17 protein-coding genes are annotated in these 14,970 nt (G+C 69.8%); 8 read left to right on the forward strand and 9 right to left on the reverse strand.

What is annotated here, in order from left to right; translation table 11 throughout:
* Position 1 precedes the first annotated feature (1 nt).
* Positions 2–589 (forward strand): TetR/AcrR family transcriptional regulator, encoded by a 588-nt coding sequence (locus ASE44_RS02165; RefSeq protein WP_056776970.1) that lies wholly within the window; start codon positions 2–4, stop codon positions 587–589.
* A 96-nt stretch (positions 590–685) separates the two neighbouring features.
* Positions 686–1,333, forward strand: coding sequence for an NADPH-dependent F420 reductase (locus ASE44_RS02170; protein WP_056776973.1), 648 nt, complete (start codon positions 686–688; stop codon positions 1,331–1,333).
* A gap of 135 nt (positions 1,334–1,468) precedes the next feature.
* On the opposite strand, the gene ASE44_RS02175 is transcribed toward ASE44_RS02170, so the two are convergent.
* The gene (locus ASE44_RS02175) at positions 1,469–1,948 is read right to left on the reverse strand and encodes a GNAT family N-acetyltransferase (RefSeq protein WP_056776975.1); all 480 of its coding nucleotides are present in this window, start codon (positions 1,946–1,948) and stop codon (positions 1,469–1,471) included.
* 158 nt (positions 1,949–2,106) lie between these two features.
* Positions 2,107–3,063 carry an alpha/beta fold hydrolase gene (locus ASE44_RS02180; RefSeq protein ID WP_056776977.1) on the reverse strand — a complete coding sequence of 319 codons (957 nt, stop codon included), beginning with the start codon at positions 3,061–3,063 and terminating at the stop codon, positions 2,107–2,109.
* 23 nt (positions 3,064–3,086) lie between these two features.
* Here ASE44_RS02180 and ASE44_RS02185 point away from each other — a divergent pair, with 23 nt between their 5' ends.
* Both ASE44_RS02185 and ASE44_RS02190 read left to right on the forward strand, forming a co-directional pair.
* Positions 3,087–3,806, forward strand: coding sequence for a hypothetical protein (locus ASE44_RS02185; RefSeq protein ID WP_157579759.1), 720 nt, complete (start codon positions 3,087–3,089; stop codon positions 3,804–3,806).
* A gap of 31 nt (positions 3,807–3,837) precedes the next feature.
* A complete protein-coding gene (locus ASE44_RS02190; RefSeq protein ID WP_056776982.1) occupies positions 3,838–4,296 on the forward strand; it encodes a hypothetical protein in 459 nt (152 codons plus the stop codon).
* Between the two features lie 83 nt (positions 4,297–4,379).
* Here the strand turns inward: ASE44_RS02190 and ASE44_RS02195 are convergent, their stop codons facing one another.
* A complete protein-coding gene (locus ASE44_RS02195; RefSeq protein WP_056776985.1) occupies positions 4,380–4,661 on the reverse strand; it encodes a helix-turn-helix domain-containing protein in 282 nt (93 codons plus the stop codon).
* Positions 4,662–4,772: 111 nt separating this feature from the next.
* On the opposite strand from ASE44_RS02195, the gene map reads away from it, so the two are divergent.
* A complete protein-coding gene (gene map / locus ASE44_RS02200) occupies positions 4,773–5,549 on the forward strand; it encodes a type I methionyl aminopeptidase (protein ID WP_056013611.1) in 777 nt (258 codons plus the stop codon).
* A 61-nt stretch (positions 5,550–5,610) separates the two neighbouring features.
* Entirely contained in the window at positions 5,611–6,111 is a 501-nt protein-coding gene (locus ASE44_RS02205; RefSeq protein WP_056776987.1) for a hypothetical protein, read from the forward strand.
* Positions 6,112–6,114: 3 nt separating this feature from the next.
* Here the strand turns inward: ASE44_RS02205 and ASE44_RS02210 are convergent, their stop codons facing one another.
* The 6 genes from ASE44_RS02210 to ASE44_RS02235 all read right to left on the reverse strand — a co-directional run bounded on the left by ASE44_RS02210 (position 6,115) and on the right by ASE44_RS02235 (position 11,601).
* Positions 6,115–6,867, reverse strand: a complete 753-nt coding sequence (locus tag ASE44_RS02210) for an SDR family oxidoreductase (protein WP_056776991.1) — start codon at positions 6,865–6,867, stop codon at positions 6,115–6,117.
* A 27-nt stretch (positions 6,868–6,894) separates the two neighbouring features.
* The gene (locus ASE44_RS02215; protein WP_157579760.1) at positions 6,895–7,572 is read right to left on the reverse strand and encodes a hypothetical protein; all 678 of its coding nucleotides are present in this window, start codon (positions 7,570–7,572) and stop codon (positions 6,895–6,897) included.
* A gap of 175 nt (positions 7,573–7,747) precedes the next feature.
* On the reverse strand, positions 7,748–9,022 hold the full coding sequence (locus tag ASE44_RS02220; protein WP_056776997.1) for a GNAT family N-acetyltransferase: 1,275 nt from the start codon (positions 9,020–9,022) through the stop codon (positions 7,748–7,750).
* Positions 9,023–9,092: 70 nt separating this feature from the next.
* Positions 9,093–9,443, reverse strand: a complete 351-nt coding sequence (locus ASE44_RS02225; protein WP_056777000.1) for a cupin domain-containing protein — start codon at positions 9,441–9,443, stop codon at positions 9,093–9,095.
* 54 nt (positions 9,444–9,497) lie between these two features.
* Positions 9,498–9,950, reverse strand: coding sequence for an Lrp/AsnC family transcriptional regulator (locus tag ASE44_RS02230; protein WP_056013555.1), 453 nt, complete (start codon positions 9,948–9,950; stop codon positions 9,498–9,500).
* Positions 9,951–10,143: 193 nt separating this feature from the next.
* On the reverse strand, positions 10,144–11,601 hold the full coding sequence (locus ASE44_RS02235; protein WP_056777005.1) for an aldehyde dehydrogenase: 1,458 nt from the start codon (positions 11,599–11,601) through the stop codon (positions 10,144–10,146).
* Between the two features lie 241 nt (positions 11,602–11,842).
* On the opposite strand from ASE44_RS02235, the gene ASE44_RS02240 reads away from it, so the two are divergent.
* Positions 11,843–13,312 carry an APC family permease gene (locus tag ASE44_RS02240; RefSeq protein WP_082455669.1) on the forward strand — a complete coding sequence of 490 codons (1,470 nt, stop codon included), beginning with the start codon at positions 11,843–11,845 and terminating at the stop codon, positions 13,310–13,312.
* A 55-nt stretch (positions 13,313–13,367) separates the two neighbouring features.
* Positions 13,368–14,801 carry an FAD-binding oxidoreductase gene (locus tag ASE44_RS02245; RefSeq protein WP_056777009.1) on the forward strand — a complete coding sequence of 478 codons (1,434 nt, stop codon included), beginning with the start codon at positions 13,368–13,370 and terminating at the stop codon, positions 14,799–14,801.
* The last annotated feature ends 169 nt before the right edge of the window (positions 14,802–14,970 follow it).

Genomic DNA, 14,970 nt, shown 5'->3' on the forward strand with positions numbered 1-14,970 from the left:
CGTGGACCTGACCGACCGCCAGACCGAACTCGCCGATGCGGCACTGCGGATCGTCGCGCGATCAGGCCTCAGTGCGCTGTCGTTCCGCGCGGTCGCGACCGAGGACGACTGTTCGCTCGGTTCCGTCCAGAAGGCGTTCCCGAGCAAGCAGCGGATGGTGGCGGCGGCCTTCGCCCGACTCCGCGACACGTCGGCGCCCCTGCCGTCCGGTGAGCCCGGCCGCCCGAACCTGCGACGGTGGCTCGTCGACCTGTTCATCGGCGTCCTCCCCCTCGACGAACCGCGCCGGGCCGCGCACCGCCAGGGCGAGGTGTTCGCGGAGGTCGCACTGGTCGATGCGGACATCGCCGCCGCCATCGCCGAGAGCGACGCCCGACTCCGTGGCCTCATCGCGTCGCTCATCGCCCGCGGAAGCGCGGAGGGCGAAATCCCGGCCTGGGTCGATCCCGACACCGCCGCCTGGGCCGTCTGGGCACTCGCCGGCGGCGTCGCCTCCCAACTCGGCTACGACCCGGAACCCGAGAGCGAGGTCCGGAGCAGACTCGATACGGCGATCGGCGCGCTCCTGGGCGTCGCTGCCGCCGACTGACGACCGGACCACACGACGGATCCGCCGCGGATGAACGTCCGCTGAGAATCGTCGAGCACAGGAATGCCCCGCCCCGCCGAAACCGTTCCCCTCAACATGACAACCATCGGAATCATCGGTTCAGGAAACATCGGCTCTCAGCTCGCACGCCTCACGGTGGCGCAGGGTCACGACGTCATCGTGTCCAACTCGCGCGGACCGGAGACGCTCAGCGACCTCGTCTCGGAGCTCGGCGAACACGCCACCGCAGGCACCGCCCTCGACGCGGCTGAGCGTGGCGACATCGTCATCGTCACCATCCCGCTGCACGCGATCGACACCGTCCCCGTCGCACCGCTCGTCGGCAAGGTCGTCATCGACACCAACAACTACTACCCCGAGCGCGACGGCCACATCGCCGAGCTCGACGAGGAGACGACCACCACGGCCGAGATGCTGCAGGCGCACCTCCCCGAGTCGAAGGTCGTGAAGGCGTTCAACCACATCTACGCCGCCGACCTCACCACCAAGGGCAAGCCGTCCGGCACCCCCAACCGTCGCGCCCTCGTCATCGCCGGTGACGACGCCGACGCGAAGGCCACCGTCGCCGCACTCATCGACTCCTTCGGCTTCGAGCCCCTCGACATCGGCGCGCTCTCCGAAGGATGGCGCATCCAGCGCGACACCCCCGGCTACGGCCCGGACGTCGACGCCGACAAGCTGCGCGAACTCGTCGCCGAGGCCAAGCGCTACCGCGACATGTAAGTCACGCCACATCGCGAATCGCCCTGACCCGCCCCGAGCTGCTGCTCGGATCGCGGATCAGGGCGATTCGTCGTTTGCGGGATTTGCGGCCACGTCAGGCGAGTGCGTCGACCGCCGCCAGCGGAGATCGTGACGCTAGTGGGAACCGTCCGAATCGGCCCGCCACTCGAGGAGCAGCGGCGCCTCCTCGAAGCCGGCACGGCGGTAGACCGAGGCGCCGTTCTCGTTCGAGCTGACGGAGACTCTGCCGATGTCGCGAGCGCGCGCCGCGTCGAGGAGGCCGTCGACGAGCCGGCCGGCGATGCCACGGCCGCGGAACTCGGGGCGGACGAAGACGCTCTGCACGTCGCCCGTGAGCCGGCGGAGCGCGCCGATGTTCGGTGCGCGCGAGAACACGATCAGCCACGCCATGCCGACGACCTGATCGTCGACCACGGCCACCAGGCACACCCGGGAGTCGGGGTCGACGGCGATCCACGAGGTCAGGTCGTGGGCGAACAGGGCCCGTTCCCAGTCGGCGAGCGGGGCCGCTGGAGGTGACATCGCCAGCTTGAGCTCGGCCAGCCCAGCGGCATCGGCCGGCGTCGCGACGCGGATCTCGACCTCGGGTTCCATGCGACGAGTGTTGCATGGGCCGGTGTCATGGGCGGGAGAAGGGCGGGCCGGGTCGCCCTTCGACAGGCTCAGGGACCGGGGTGGTTGGGTTTCCGGAGCGGGCGCGGCCGAGAGAGCGGGGCCCTTCGACAAGCTCAGGGACCGGCGAGCCGGGATGCTCAGGGACCGAGGGTCGCGGAGCGGTCCAGCGCCGCACGCAGCACCGCGCTCTCCTCCGCTCCACCGTGGCCCTCGGCCTCGACGATCGTCAGCTCGCTCGCCGGCCACAGTTGGTGGAGGCGCCAGGCCGTCACGGCCGGGCCGCTGATGTCACGGCGACCGTGGACCAGCGCGCCCGGGATGTCCGCGATCCGGCCCATCCGGGCGAGCACCGCCTGCTCGCCGGTGAGAAAGCCGTCGCGACTCCAGAAGTGGGTGACGAGGGTCGCGAACGCCTCCCGCGTGCGGGCATCGGCGAAGAGCTGGCCGACACGTTCCGGACTGTCGAGCGACACGTGCGCGCTCTCCCACCGGTCCCAGGCGGCAGCGGCAGCGGTTCGCTCGGCCGCATCACCCTCGCGCAGCCGCCGCGCGTAGGCCTCGACGACGCGCTCGCCACCCCGGCGGCGGCTGTCGCGCTCGAACCGCGCCCACTCCTCCGGGAACACGCGGCCGACACCCGCGGTGATCCAGTCGACCTCCTCGCGGCTCGTCGTCGTGACCGCGACGAGCCCCAGCGCGATCACGCGGTCAGGGTGCTCCTGCGCATACGCCAGCGCGAGGGTCGTTCCCCAGGAGACCCCGGCGACCACCCAGCGCTCCACCCCCATCGCTTCGCGAACCTGCTCGATGTCGGCGATCAACCGCTGGGTCGTGTGCTCGTCGAGCCGATCACGCGCATCGAGGATGTTCGGGACGCTCTTACCGCTCCCCCGCTGGTCGATCCCGATCAGCCGATACCGCGACAGATCGAAGTGCGAGCGATACCACCCGGAGCCGAGCGAACCGCCAGGACCTCCGTGCAGCCACAGGGCCGGAACGCCGTCCGGGACGCCCGACTCCTCCCAGAAGATCGACGCACCACCCTCGACCTCGACGAATCCGGTGGCGTGCGGGCCGGCATGCTCATCAGTCATCCGAGCAACGCTACACAGCCCGGGTGGCGAACGCTGGGACGCCCGTCGACCAGCTCAGGGGCCGGCGTCGCCCCGGGCACATCGGTGCCCGATTTGTAGACTGGGCGCCCATGGGGGAGACGAACGAGATGACGCCAGGATCCAAGCAGGTGTGGATCGTCGCCGGAGCACTGATGATCGGGTCGGTCCTGCTCGGCCCGCTGCTCCAGGTGGGATCGTACCTCGGGCCGACCGGAAGCCTGCTCTCGACTCTGCTGATCGTCGTGTCGATGATCATGTTCGCGATCGGCTCGGACCGTTCCACGAGCGTGACCGCGAGGCGACCGCTCGGCACTGCTGCGCTGATCGGCCTCGCTGTGTGGACCGCGGTCGGCACACCCGCGCTCGACGCCCTGGCCGCCCTGCCCGGCCACGGCTCCATGATCGGGTACGGACACGTCGACCTGATCGTCACCTTCGTACTGGCCGCGATCGCCACTACGCAGATCGCCCGCGCCGGGATCGTGCCCCGCCCGTGGCACCTCGCGCCACTCTGGGTGCTCGTCGCCGCGGCTGCGGTGCGGGTCGTGCAGCTGCTCGTCGTCGTCGCGGCAGGGCCCGACGCGTCGCGGTTCGCGCCGTTCCTCTCGATCCTCGACGGACTCGGCGGGGTCGTCGCCCCGGTCTTCCTCGGGATCATCGCGATCGTGCTCGCGAGCCGAGACGCGAGCATTGCGGCGGCCCGCGGGGAGCAGGAGTCGTAGGCTGTCGGGAATCGACCTCGGGGGACGTCACATGCTTCGACGCATTGCCGCTGGAATCGCCGCGCTGACCTGGACTGTCGGGCTCAGCGCGTGCGCCGCCTCGGGTCAGAGCTACGCGGACCTGGAACGCGACCAGACCGATCAGGACCGACTCCCGGTGAGCACGCCCGGCGGCGGAAGCGACGATCCACTCGCGATCGATGCCGATTCGACGCGGCTCGTCGCGGTGCAGGGCGACACGGAGATCTTCCTGGCGTCCGCGACCGAGCAGGGGCAGCCACGCATCTGCATCATCGTGTTCGCCGCGACACAGCCGTTCCGCGCCTGCGGCGACGGCGACCAAGTGACCATGAGCGACAGCGTCAACAGCTACACGGTGCTCTCCGATGCCGTCGTCGACACGCAGCTCGACCCCGACGAGGGGTGGACCAAGATCAGCGAGAACGTCTTCACCCGACCGGTCGAACCGACGACAAGCGACACGCAGTAGCGGGTCGGCGGGCGGTCATCGCGGGGCCGCCCTTCGACCAGCTCAGGGACCGAGGGGATCCGTCAGGGGCCCGGGGCGCGACGCTAGGAGACGAGACGCTCGCGCAGGCGGTCGCGGGTAGGAGCTGGACTGATCGTCGCCCAGACCTCGTCGAGGGAGAGCTCGAGCACCTCGGCGATCGCGGCGATCGTGGAGAACGCCGGCGTCGCGACGCGACCGGACTCGATCTTCCGCAGCGTCTCCGGGGAGAGCCCGGCGTCGAGGGCGATGTCGAGCATCGACCGCTCGCCACGGGCCTCGCGCAGGAGCGCGCCGAGGCGCTGACCGCGTTCGACGTCGGTGGGGGTGAGCGGGAGGCGGACCATGCGCCCAGTGTAGTACGGGATAGTTTGACCGGTATAGTTATTGGTCGGGTGCCGAGAGTGGCACGAACACCGCCGCACCGCACACGCAGCACACCGATGGAAGGGCCCCGCATGATCGAGATCTTCACCCCCACCGAGGTCGCGAAGGCCCGTCGCACCGGCGAGCTCGTCGCGAACATCCTCCACACGCTGAAGCACCGCGTCACGGTCGGCACGAACCTCCTCGAGATCGACCGCTGGGCGAAGGCGATGATCCTCGAGGCCGGCGCCGTCTCCTGTTACGTCGACTACGCCCCGTCCTTCGGACGCGGACCCTTCGGTCACTACATCTGCACCGCCGTCAACGACGCCGTCCTCCACGGCCTCCCCCGCGACTACGCGCTCGCCGACGGCGACCTCCTCACCCTCGACCTCGCCGTCCTCCTCGACGGCATCGCCGCGGACTCCGCGATCAGCTTCGTCGTCGGCACCGCGAAGCCGGAGGACCTCGCGCTCATCGAGACCACGGAGCGCGCCCTCGCCGCCGGCATCGCCGCCGCCAAGCCGGGTGCGAAGATCGGCGACATCTCCTTCGCCATCGGCACCGTGCTGAGCGGAGCCGGGTACCCGATCAACATGGACTTCGGCGGACACGGCATCGGCACGACCATGCACCAGGACCCGCACGTCTCGAACGACGGTCGCGCCGGCCGCGGCTACAAGCTGCGCCCGGGCCTGCTCCTCGCGATCGAGCCGTGGGTGATGGTCGACACCGACAAGCTCGTCACCGACGCCGATGGCTGGACCCTCCGCAGCGTCACCGGCAGCCGCACCGCCCACAGCGAGCACACCATCGCGATCACCGAGGACGGCGCCGAGATCATGACGCTGCCGACCGTCACGTTCTGAGCATCTGCAGGTCTGCCGAGCGCGCTCGACCGGCAAGGCGGACCATGCTTAGGCTGGTGGGATGACCGACGATCGCCGCACGGTCCTCCGGGGCCGATACCTGAGCCTCGGATTCGGGGAGCTGTTCGCCGCCGTCGTGTTCATCGGCGTCGCGTTCGTCTCGGCACTGCCGTTACTCGAACGCCCGAGCGACGCGCTCGCGTTCTGGTCGGCGCTCATACCGCTGCTGGCGATCCTCGTGCAGGCCGGCGTCTACTGGCTCCTCGCCCGGCGGTGGGTCGAGCGAGGCACGATGCCCCGTGGGCTGGCCTCGGCCTACCGCGGGTTCCGCGTGCTCGACGCCGTCCTCCTGCTCGCCGGACTCGTCGGGATCATCGTCTGGTTCCCCGCTCACCCCTTCGCGGCGATCGGCATCCCGTTCATCTGGCTGCTGGGCGTCATCGAGTACGTGAACTACTTCATCGTCCGCCTCGCCTATCCGACCTCCGAGTGGTTCAAGCGGATCAGCGAGTGGCGCACGCCCCGACTGATGCAGGACGTCCGGGCCGCGCACGGGAACTGACGCTCACCGAGCCTGACGGAGCCCGTCGATCCACTGGGCGAACGTCTGCACGCCACGCTGTGCGTCGGGGCCCGCGAGGGTGGTGCCGTCGCGCATCGCCTTGCCGAAGCCGCCCGGCAGCGGGATCTCGATGACCGGGCCGCGAATGCCCCTGGCCGCCGTGTACGCCTTGACCATCGCGGACATGCGGAGCGCTTCCGGGCCGGCGAGGTCGGCCGGACGGCCCTGCGGCTCCCCCTCGGCCAGCTCCACCAGGCGCTCGGCGACCTCGTGCGCGGCGACCGGCTGCGAGGTCATCGTCGGCACCATGGTGACCGGGCCGAACCGGAACCGCTCGACCATCTGTTGCGCGAACTCGTGGAACTGCGTGGCCCGAAGGATCGTCCATGGGATCCGCCCCGTGCTCACCAGCTCCTCCTGCACAGCCTTGCCGGCGTAGTAACCGAACGGAGCGCGATCGCTCCCGACGATCGACAGCGCGACGTGATGCGGCACACCGGCCGCGCCTTCGGCATCGAGCAGGGTGCGGGTGACCCCACCGAAGAACGCGCTGGACTTCGCAGCGGACTGGGTGGCCGTCGACGTCACGTCGATGACGACGTCAGCCGCCTCCAGCTGCTGGGCGAGCCCCACGCCGGACACGAGATCGACGCCCGTCGCACGAGACAGGCTGACCACCCGATGTCCGCGCTCCTCGGCCACAGCCACGACGTGCCGCCCGACCATCCCGTTGCCCCCGGCGACGACGATCTTCATCCGACTCTCCCCTGTACTCGACGGATGTCACTCTATCGGCGGGAGGAAACAGCCGTTCTCGACCGTGATCCGCAGTCGGTCCCCGCCCTCCCCCGCCTCACGCTCCACGATGATGGCGTCGTCCTGCACCTGTGTCGACAACCGCATCTGCCCCGACGGCGGTTCGCGCAGCTCCGCCCTGAATTCGTCGGAGCTGTCCGAGAGGGCGAGCGGCGGGGCATACCTGTCGACGATGTCCTGGAACACGGCACGACTCGTGCCGACCGGCAGCTCGATCACGGCACTCATGCGCGCGAGCTTCGTCGGACGTCCGGAGGGCGACAGGCTCGTGCAGGGCGCCTCGGACGCCTCGGGCGTGAACGCGAACGGCACACCACCGGTCGCGAGCTGGGCGACGCGCCCCAGGGCCATGCCGGCCGACTGGAACGCCGCGTCCCTCGTGGGGAGCTGGTCATCGTATCGGGGCTCCCGCGGATCGGCCTGCAGGCCCGGCGTGCCGGAGGTGGGCGGGGCGCTGGTCGGCAGCTGGCGGACCGTTCCCACCCATCCGGCACAGGAGACGAACAGGAACACCATCACTCCGAGCTGCACCACCACGGCAGCGACGATCGCGATGACCGGACGGCGCTCGAGCAGGGCCCGTCCGCCCGCTATCGGCGGTCCGCCCGGGCCGTCGTTCGTCGTCTCGTCGGGGGTCATATCCACGCGTCGCTCCTGTCGCCGGCTACGCACCTCGACGAAGCCCGTCGTGATGCTGCAGGCGACGGTAGTGACGGTGGTCGATCCGGGCTGCCGACACCCGTCGGTCACACCATCCAGCCGGACCTCAGGCGGCCTGTGGAGCAGGCTCGAGGTCGACGGACCAGAGCGCCCGAAACTCCTAGAAGTGCGTCCGCAGGAAGGGCGCGTGCTCGGTCACGAAGGCGAGATCCAGCGCGCGCACGGCGTCCGCCGAGCCGGTGATGAGCCCCGCTTCGGCGAGCGCCGACACCCGTGGCCCGCCGAGGAGGACGGCCGAGAGCTCGTTGATCGTGAGGCGCACGGCGTCGGTGTCGGTGGCGGCGTCCGGTTCCGGCACGTCGCCGAGGCGCTCGGCGACCGCCGCACCGCGCTCGTCGATGCGGAGCACGAAGCGGCCCTCAGCGAAGCCGAGGGCGTCGACGACGTCCAGCACGTGCTCGCGCGGCGCCGACGGTCCCGGCACGGTGAAGCGGCGCGCGCCGAGGACGGTCGGCACATCGACGATGCGGAGCCACAGGGAGTCGGCTCGCGCGGTGGTCTTGATGGCACGACGGTCGACCAGTCGCCACGGGATGGCCTCGTCGGCCGGCGCCTGGTGGAAGGTGACCTTCGTCGTGAGGCTGATCCCCGTGAGGTGTCGCCACAGCGCGTACCGGGCCTCGGGCGTGGTGGTGACGAGGTCGTCGACGACGATCGTCCCCCACTCCTCACCCACGCGGTACAGCGCGTAGCCCTGCGGTTCGCCGTCGGCATCGTCGTAGCGGAGCGCGAGCGTGTCGCCCTCACCGTGGCTGAAGTGCCGGATCGTCACCTCGCGCAGGGCCTGCTTCCACCAGGCGACCCCGCGGTCGATGTCACCCGCGCCACGCGAGCGCTCGAACAGCTCGGGGGCGACGATCGCGAGCGAGCGCGGGTCGAGCGTGTGGACCCGGCCGGCGGGCGGCGCACCCCGCCAGGCGACGCGCTTCGGGTCGACCTCGTGCGTGTACTCCCACGTCGACGGGGCGAAGCCGTACCGGCCGTAGATGGTGGCCTCGCTCGCGGTGAGCGCGACGACCGCGGCGCCCGTCGCCTGCGCGTGATGCAGGCGGTTCTCCATGAGCGACCGGGCGATCCCGCGACGCTCGTGGGAGGTGGAGACGGTGACCTCGGTGATCGCCAGCGCACGGACGGTGCCGCCCGGGATGGAGAACGCAGTCGGGAAGGACCCGAGCGTGGCGACAGGGACGAGCGGTTCGGCCGCGGTGTCGTCGTAGACGCCGAGGATGGAGCTGCCGACGAGGAGCTGCCGACGCTCGGCGCGCACCGCGACGTCGGTTTCAGGCTTCGAGAGGAAGCCCCGGGAGGCCGCGCCCCACCAGAGGTCGAGGGCAGCGTGGTCCGTGTGGTCGAGCTCGACGGTGCGCAGGTTCATGCGACCAGCCTATGGGGAGGCGTGCGCCCGTCGACAAGCTCAGGGACCGGGGCCGGAGCTGCCGGCCGGCTCAGGCGACGTAGACCTTGCGGAGGGTCTCGCGGACCGTCCAGGTGGTGCGGGCGCCGGCGGCGAGGCGGCCGATGGAACCGGCGCGGAGCTCGAGCGACGGGGTGCCGTCCGCGAAGTCGACGGTCGCCGCACCGGAGAGCACCACGAACACCTCGTCGACCTCCGTGTCCTGCACGACGCCGACGCCGAGTTCCCAGACGCCCACCTCGGCGTCACCGACGGCCGCGAGCGACACGATCCCGCTGCGTGGCGAACCCGAGACGACGTCCTCCGGCGCGAGCGTGTTGTCGGCGAGCACCACGTCGGCGCCCTGAAGGACGGCGTTCGGGGCGAGCAGGTGGTCGGTCATGGGGTACCTCTCAGAGCAAGACGGAGACGGGCAGAGTCGGAGCAGCCCGTCGGTCTACCCGACGCCCCAGCCGTAGGCGAGCTTGTGGGCTTCGAGCACGAAGAAGGTCTCGGTGGAGCGGACGCCGGGCGTCGGCTGCAGGGTGTCGAGGAGGAACGTCTTGTAGTGGTCCATGTCGCGGCACACCGCCTCGACCATCACGTCGAAACCGCCGCTCGTGAGCACCACGTAACTCGTCTCCGCATGCTTCGACAGTTCCTGGCACACGCCACGCGCCATGCCGGGCTCGCAGCGGATGCCGATGAGCGCGAGGTGGTCGAAGCCGATCGACAGCGGGTTCGCGATACCGACGATCTGCAGGATGCCCGTGTCCTCGAGCCGCTGGATCCGGTAGCGGACGGAGGAGGCCGGCAACCCGGTCTCGGTGGCGATCTCGGAGAACGCCTTCCGTCCGTCCTGCTGCAGGATCGCGATCAGCCGACGGTCGATGTCGTCAAGGTCGTTCATGGGGCTCCTCCGGCAGCTGGCGGACGGTCATCGGTCAAGCGTAGCGAGGGGAACCTGACGGCCCGGGTGCGGTGTCCACCACACCCCGGCCGCGAGCCCCGGCCGACCGACCGACCCGAACGCGGGCGGTCGACCGGGGCGACGCCGACCCGACCAGCCGAGGGAGGCCGGGCGGATCGGCGGAGTCTAACGGTCAACGGATGTGGATCGCGCCCGTGCGGAGGTCGGTCATGTCGTGCAGCGTGTACATGCCGCCGATACGACCCCAACCGGTGCCCTTGCCGCCCGCACCACCGAACGGCATGTTGATGTCCCACCAGCCGTTGGAGTCGTTCACGATCACCTGGCCGGTCTCGAGCTCCTCCATGAACCGGTACGCCTTCGAGAGGCTGTCGGTGAACACCGCGGACTGCAGGCCGAGCGCGTCGGCGTTGGCGATGCGCAGGATGTCGTCGTCGTCCTTCGCCGTGAGGATCGGGAGGACCGGGCCGAACGACTCCTCACGCGAGAGCAGGCTGTCCTCGGAGACGCCGTCGACGATGGTGAAGTCGTAGTAGAGGTCCGTCGGGTGGCCGGCGGCACGACCGCCGCCGAGCAGGATGTCGAAGCCGAGCGAACGCGCCTCGTCGAGGTGGCGGTCCATCTTCGCGGCGACGCCCTCGTTGTTGAGCGGGCCGAGGTTGATCCCCTCGTCGAACGGGTTGCCGAGTCGGACGTTCGCGGTGGCGTAGGCGAGGGCCGCCTCGACGAAGACGTCGTGGACGTTCTGGTGCACGATGAGCCGCTCGGTCGCGCAGCAGACCTGGCCGCCGCTGTAGAAGGCGGAGTCGACGGCGGCCTTCGCGGCGCGCTCGATGTTCGCGTCCTCGAGGACGACGATCGGACCGTTGCCCGAACACTCCATGAGCGAACGCTTGAGGCCGGCGGTGCGGACGATCTTCGCGCCCGTCGCGGACGAACCGATGAAGCCGATCGCGTCGATGCCGTCGTGGGAGACGAGCTCGGAGCCGAAGGCGCCGTCACCGGGGAGGACGCTCACGAGCCCGGCGGGCACACCGGCCTCCACGAGGCAGTCCATCGCGGCGAGCACGGCGAGCGGCGTGTTGCTCGGCGGCTTGACGATGCAGGCGTTGCCGGTGGCGAGGCCCGGGGCGACGAACTCGCTGAACATGAGGAGCGGGAAGTTCCAGGGCGTGATGATGCCCCAGACGCCGACCGGTGCGCGCCAGGTGAACATGCGCTTGTCGATGTCGCTCGACGGCAGGGTCTCGCCATAGAGGCGGAGGGCGTCCTCGGCGTGGAGGTGGAACAGCTGTGCGGCCTCGGCGATGTCGGCGATGGACTCGGCGAGCGGCTTGCCCTGCTCGAGCGTCTGCAGGCGGGCGAGCTCCTCGACGCGGGCGTTGATCGCGTCGCCGACCCGGTGGCAGATCTCGGCACGCTTGAACACGCCGAGCTTCCGCCACTCCCGCTGCGCCTCGTGCGCCCGACGCACCGCCTCGTCCAGTTCGTCCGCGCCGGCGACGGGGATCGACGCGACGACGTCTCCGGTGACGGGGCTGATCACCTCCGTGCGCTCCGAGCTGGTTCCGTCGGTGAACTCGCCGGCGATGAAGAGCTGGGTGCGAGTGGGTGTCGGCAACGTGGTCATTCCGGACCTCCTGGTGTCGTGGCTGGCCGACGACGCCGAACAGCGTCGTGCGGATGTCGTCGGGAGAATGTGGGATCAGCCTAGGACCTTGCGATTCCTCGAACAAGCAGTATTGTTTCGTCAAAGTTACGATTACAACAACTGAAACCACCCGATCTTGTCGTAGCGACAATCTTTCGGCACATTGAGTGCATCAGCCGCGAGACAGCGACGTCTCGTCCCCACGAATCGAGAAGAGCCCATGTCCACCGAACACGTCACCAGCACCGACGAGACCACGCACCTGCCGAAACGGATGCGCTGGTTCGACGGCTTCGCCATGGCGATGACCATGCCCGCCGCCCTCATCGCCACGCTCGGCGCCTCCATCACGGGCCTCGGCGGCTGGGGGGCCGCCGTGCTGTGGGCGATCTCCATGATCCTCGCCATGGGCGTCAACTGGATCTACACCGAGCTCGCGACCATGTTCCCGAACTCCTCCGGCGGCATCGCGCACTACGCGGCCGAAGCCTGGAAGTCGCGCGCCCCCTGGGTCGCACCGATCACCGGCGTCGGCTACTGGCTCCCCTGGGGCACCAACCTCGCCACCTACGGTGCCGTCACCGGTGCGCTCATTCAGGCGCAGTGGTTCCCGAACGAGGACTGGGTGATCCAGCTCGGCCCGATCTCCATCACCTTCCCGATCCTCATCGGCCTGGGTGTCATCGGCGTCATGTACCTCATCAACGTCATCGGCGTCCGCGTCACCATGGCGTTCGTCTACATCACGGCCGGCATCCTGCTCATCCCGCTGTTCGTGTTCATCGTGTTCCCGCTGTTCAGCGCCGACTGGGCGCCGCTCGACCTCACCTGGAAGCTCGAGGGCATCGAGGGCCTCCACACGGCGATCGTCTGGCTGTACATCATGGCGTGGACCACCTTCGGCATCGAGGTCTGCGCGACCTTCGCACCGGAGTACCGCGACTCGGTGAAGGACACGACGAAGGCGATCAAAGCGTCCGTCCTCTTCTGCCTCGGAGTCTTCTTCGTCATCCCGCTGACCCTCGGCGGCTACGCGGGTGAAGCGGCGATCGCCGACAACCCGGCCACCTTCTTCGTCGCGAGCTTCGCCTCCCTCGTCGGTGGCGCCGCGGATGTCATGGTGCTCTGCCTCATCGCCTCGCTGCTGCTCATCATGACCACCTCGGTGGCCGACGCCTCCCGCGTGCTGTTCAACATGGGCAAGGAGCGGGTCACCGTCCCGTCGCTCGGCGTGCTGAACCGTCGTGGGGTGCCGTTCCGCTCGCTCAACGTGATGCTCGTCATGAACGTCGTCATCCTCGTGGTGCTGCAGAACCCGCTGGCGATCATCGTCACCGGCAACCTCGGCTACATCCTCACGCACTTCTTCGCCGTCTCCGGCTTCTTCCTGCTGCGCAAGGACCGCCCGGACGCCGTGCGCCCCATCCGTCTGCCGCGCTTCTTCGTGCCGCTGTCGGTCGTGCTCTCGGTGCTCCTCGCGATCATCCTCATCGTCGGCGCGACCGGCTTCTCCACCACCGGCTACGGCGGCTTCCTCGAGCTCGGCATCGCGCTCGGCCTTCTCGCCCTCGGCGTCGTCATCTGGCTGTTCGTCCAGCGGAGCACCAAGCGCGACGCGGCAGCCGCGGCGAACGGATCCGGGGGCCCGAAGGCCACGGCCGAACGCACCGACCCCGCACGCACCGAGTAGGCACACCACCAGCCCCGCAGCACCACGCACCGAGCACCACAAGGGACACCACACCATGAGAACCACCTACGAACTGGCCGAAGAGCTCGCCGACACCGCACGCCTGCGGGAACAGCTGGCAGCGGCCGACCCGGAGCCGTACTGGCTCGACGACCCGAGCCGGCCAGCACCGCTCCCCCGGCTGGAAGCGGACATCGAGACGGACCTGGCGATCGTCGGTGGCGGGTACTCGGGGCTGTGGACGGCCCTCCTCGCGAAGGAGCGCGACCCGGACCGCCGGGTCGTGCTCCTCGAGGGGCGGCGGATCGCGTGGGCGGCATCCGGTCGCAACGGCGGGTTCTGCGAGCCGAGCCTCACCCACGGGTCCTCGAACGGCAAGAGCCGCCTCCCGCACGAGTTCGACCGCCTGGAGGAGCTGGGGCGCGAGAACCTGCGCGAGATCGGCGAGACCATCGCGCGGTACGGCATGGACTGCGACTGGGAGGAGACGGGGCTGCTGCAGGCGGCGACCGCCCCCCACCACGTCGAGTGGCTCCGCGAGAGCGCCGAGGAGCACGGCGCCCGCTTCCTCGACCGCGAGGCGATGCAGGCGGAGGTCCACTCGCCGATCTTCCAGGCCGGCCTGTTCGAGCCGACGGGCGCCGCGCTCGTCAACCCGGCGAAGCTGGCCTGGGAGCTGCGGCGGGTCTGCCTCGACCTCGGGGTGGAGATCCACGAGTACACGCACGTCCGCTCCATCGCCTCCGATGCGACGTCCGTCACCCTGACGACCACGCACGGTTCGGTCGTCGCGAAGCGCGTCGCCCTCGGGACCAACGTGTTCAAGGCACTCATCCCGAAAGCGCGGAAGTACACGGTGCCCGTCTACGACTACGCACTCATGACGAACCCGCTCTCCCCCGAGCAGTTGGAGGCCCTGGGCTGGAAGGGCCGGCAGGGCATCTCCGACCTCGACAACCGCTTCCACTACTCGCGCCTCACGACCGACGCGAACGGGTCGATCCGGATCCTCTACGGCGGCTACGACGCGGTGTACAACTACGGCGGCCGCGTCGAGCCGCGATTCGACCAGCGCGAGGAGTCCTTCCTCAAGCTCGCCGCGCACTTCGCCCACACCTACCCGCAGCTCGCCGACCTCGGGTTCTCCCACAAGTGGGGCGGCGCGATCGACACCTGCGGACGGTTCTTCTCCTTCTTCGAGACCGCGCACGGCGGCAAAGTGGCACACGCCGCCGGGTTCACGGGCCTCGGCGTCGGCGCGACCCGATACGGGGCGAACGTCATGCTCGACCTCCTCAGCGGCACCCCCACCGAGCGCACGACCATGGACTTCGTCACGAAGAAGCCGACGCCGTTCCCGCCCGACCCGCTCGCGTTCATCGGCGCCCGCATCTCCCTCTCGGAGATGGCCCGCGCCGACCGGAACCGCGGCAAGCGGGGCCTCTGGCTGCGCACGATGGACGCTGTGGGTCTGGGCTTCGACTCCTGAAGCGGCTTCCACTCCTGACAGGCGGGGCGGGGTTCGATACGGTGCAGGTGGTGCTCCGCATTCGCGTCCGACCCGCCCCGACGGCGTCGACCCGAGCCGGGCACCGCGCCAGCACCAGCAGCACCTCAGACAAAGGAGCACACCAGTGAGCGACTACGCCGTCGTCAAC

This window comes from Plantibacter sp. Leaf1, assembly GCF_001421315.1.
In the GTDB taxonomy this organism is placed as follows: Bacteria; Actinomycetota; Actinomycetes; order Actinomycetales; family Microbacteriaceae; genus Plantibacter.

Excerpts from the sequence above, each read along its gene's own strand:
- ASE44_RS02170 (WP_056776973.1), top strand. The coding sequence starts at position 686 with ATGACAACCATCGGAATCATCGGTTCAGGAAACATCGGCTCTCAGCTC.
- ASE44_RS02175 (WP_056776975.1), bottom strand. The coding sequence starts at position 1,948 with ATGGAACCCGAGGTCGAGATCCGCGTCGCGACGCCGGCCGATGCCGCT.
- ASE44_RS02180 (WP_056776977.1), bottom strand. The coding sequence starts at position 3,063 with ATGACTGATGAGCATGCCGGCCCGCACGCCACCGGATTCGTCGAGGTC.
- ASE44_RS02190 (WP_056776982.1), top strand. The coding sequence starts at position 3,838 with ATGCTTCGACGCATTGCCGCTGGAATCGCCGCGCTGACCTGGACTGTC.
- ASE44_RS02195 (WP_056776985.1), bottom strand. The coding sequence starts at position 4,661 with ATGGTCCGCCTCCCGCTCACCCCCACCGACGTCGAACGCGGTCAGCGC.
- map (WP_056013611.1), top strand. The coding sequence starts at position 4,773 with ATGATCGAGATCTTCACCCCCACCGAGGTCGCGAAGGCCCGTCGCACC.
- ASE44_RS02205 (WP_056776987.1), top strand. The coding sequence starts at position 5,611 with ATGACCGACGATCGCCGCACGGTCCTCCGGGGCCGATACCTGAGCCTC.
- ASE44_RS02210 (WP_056776991.1), bottom strand. The coding sequence starts at position 6,867 with ATGAAGATCGTCGTCGCCGGGGGCAACGGGATGGTCGGGCGGCACGTC.
- ASE44_RS02220 (WP_056776997.1), bottom strand. The coding sequence starts at position 9,022 with ATGAACCTGCGCACCGTCGAGCTCGACCACACGGACCACGCTGCCCTC.
- ASE44_RS02225 (WP_056777000.1), bottom strand. The coding sequence starts at position 9,443 with ATGACCGACCACCTGCTCGCCCCGAACGCCGTCCTTCAGGGCGCCGAC.
- ASE44_RS02230 (WP_056013555.1), bottom strand. The coding sequence starts at position 9,950 with ATGAACGACCTTGACGACATCGACCGTCGGCTGATCGCGATCCTGCAG.
- ASE44_RS02235 (WP_056777005.1), bottom strand. The coding sequence starts at position 11,601 with ATGACCACGTTGCCGACACCCACTCGCACCCAGCTCTTCATCGCCGGC.
- ASE44_RS02240 (WP_082455669.1), top strand. The coding sequence starts at position 11,843 with ATGTCCACCGAACACGTCACCAGCACCGACGAGACCACGCACCTGCCG.
- ASE44_RS02245 (WP_056777009.1), top strand. The coding sequence starts at position 13,368 with ATGAGAACCACCTACGAACTGGCCGAAGAGCTCGCCGACACCGCACGC.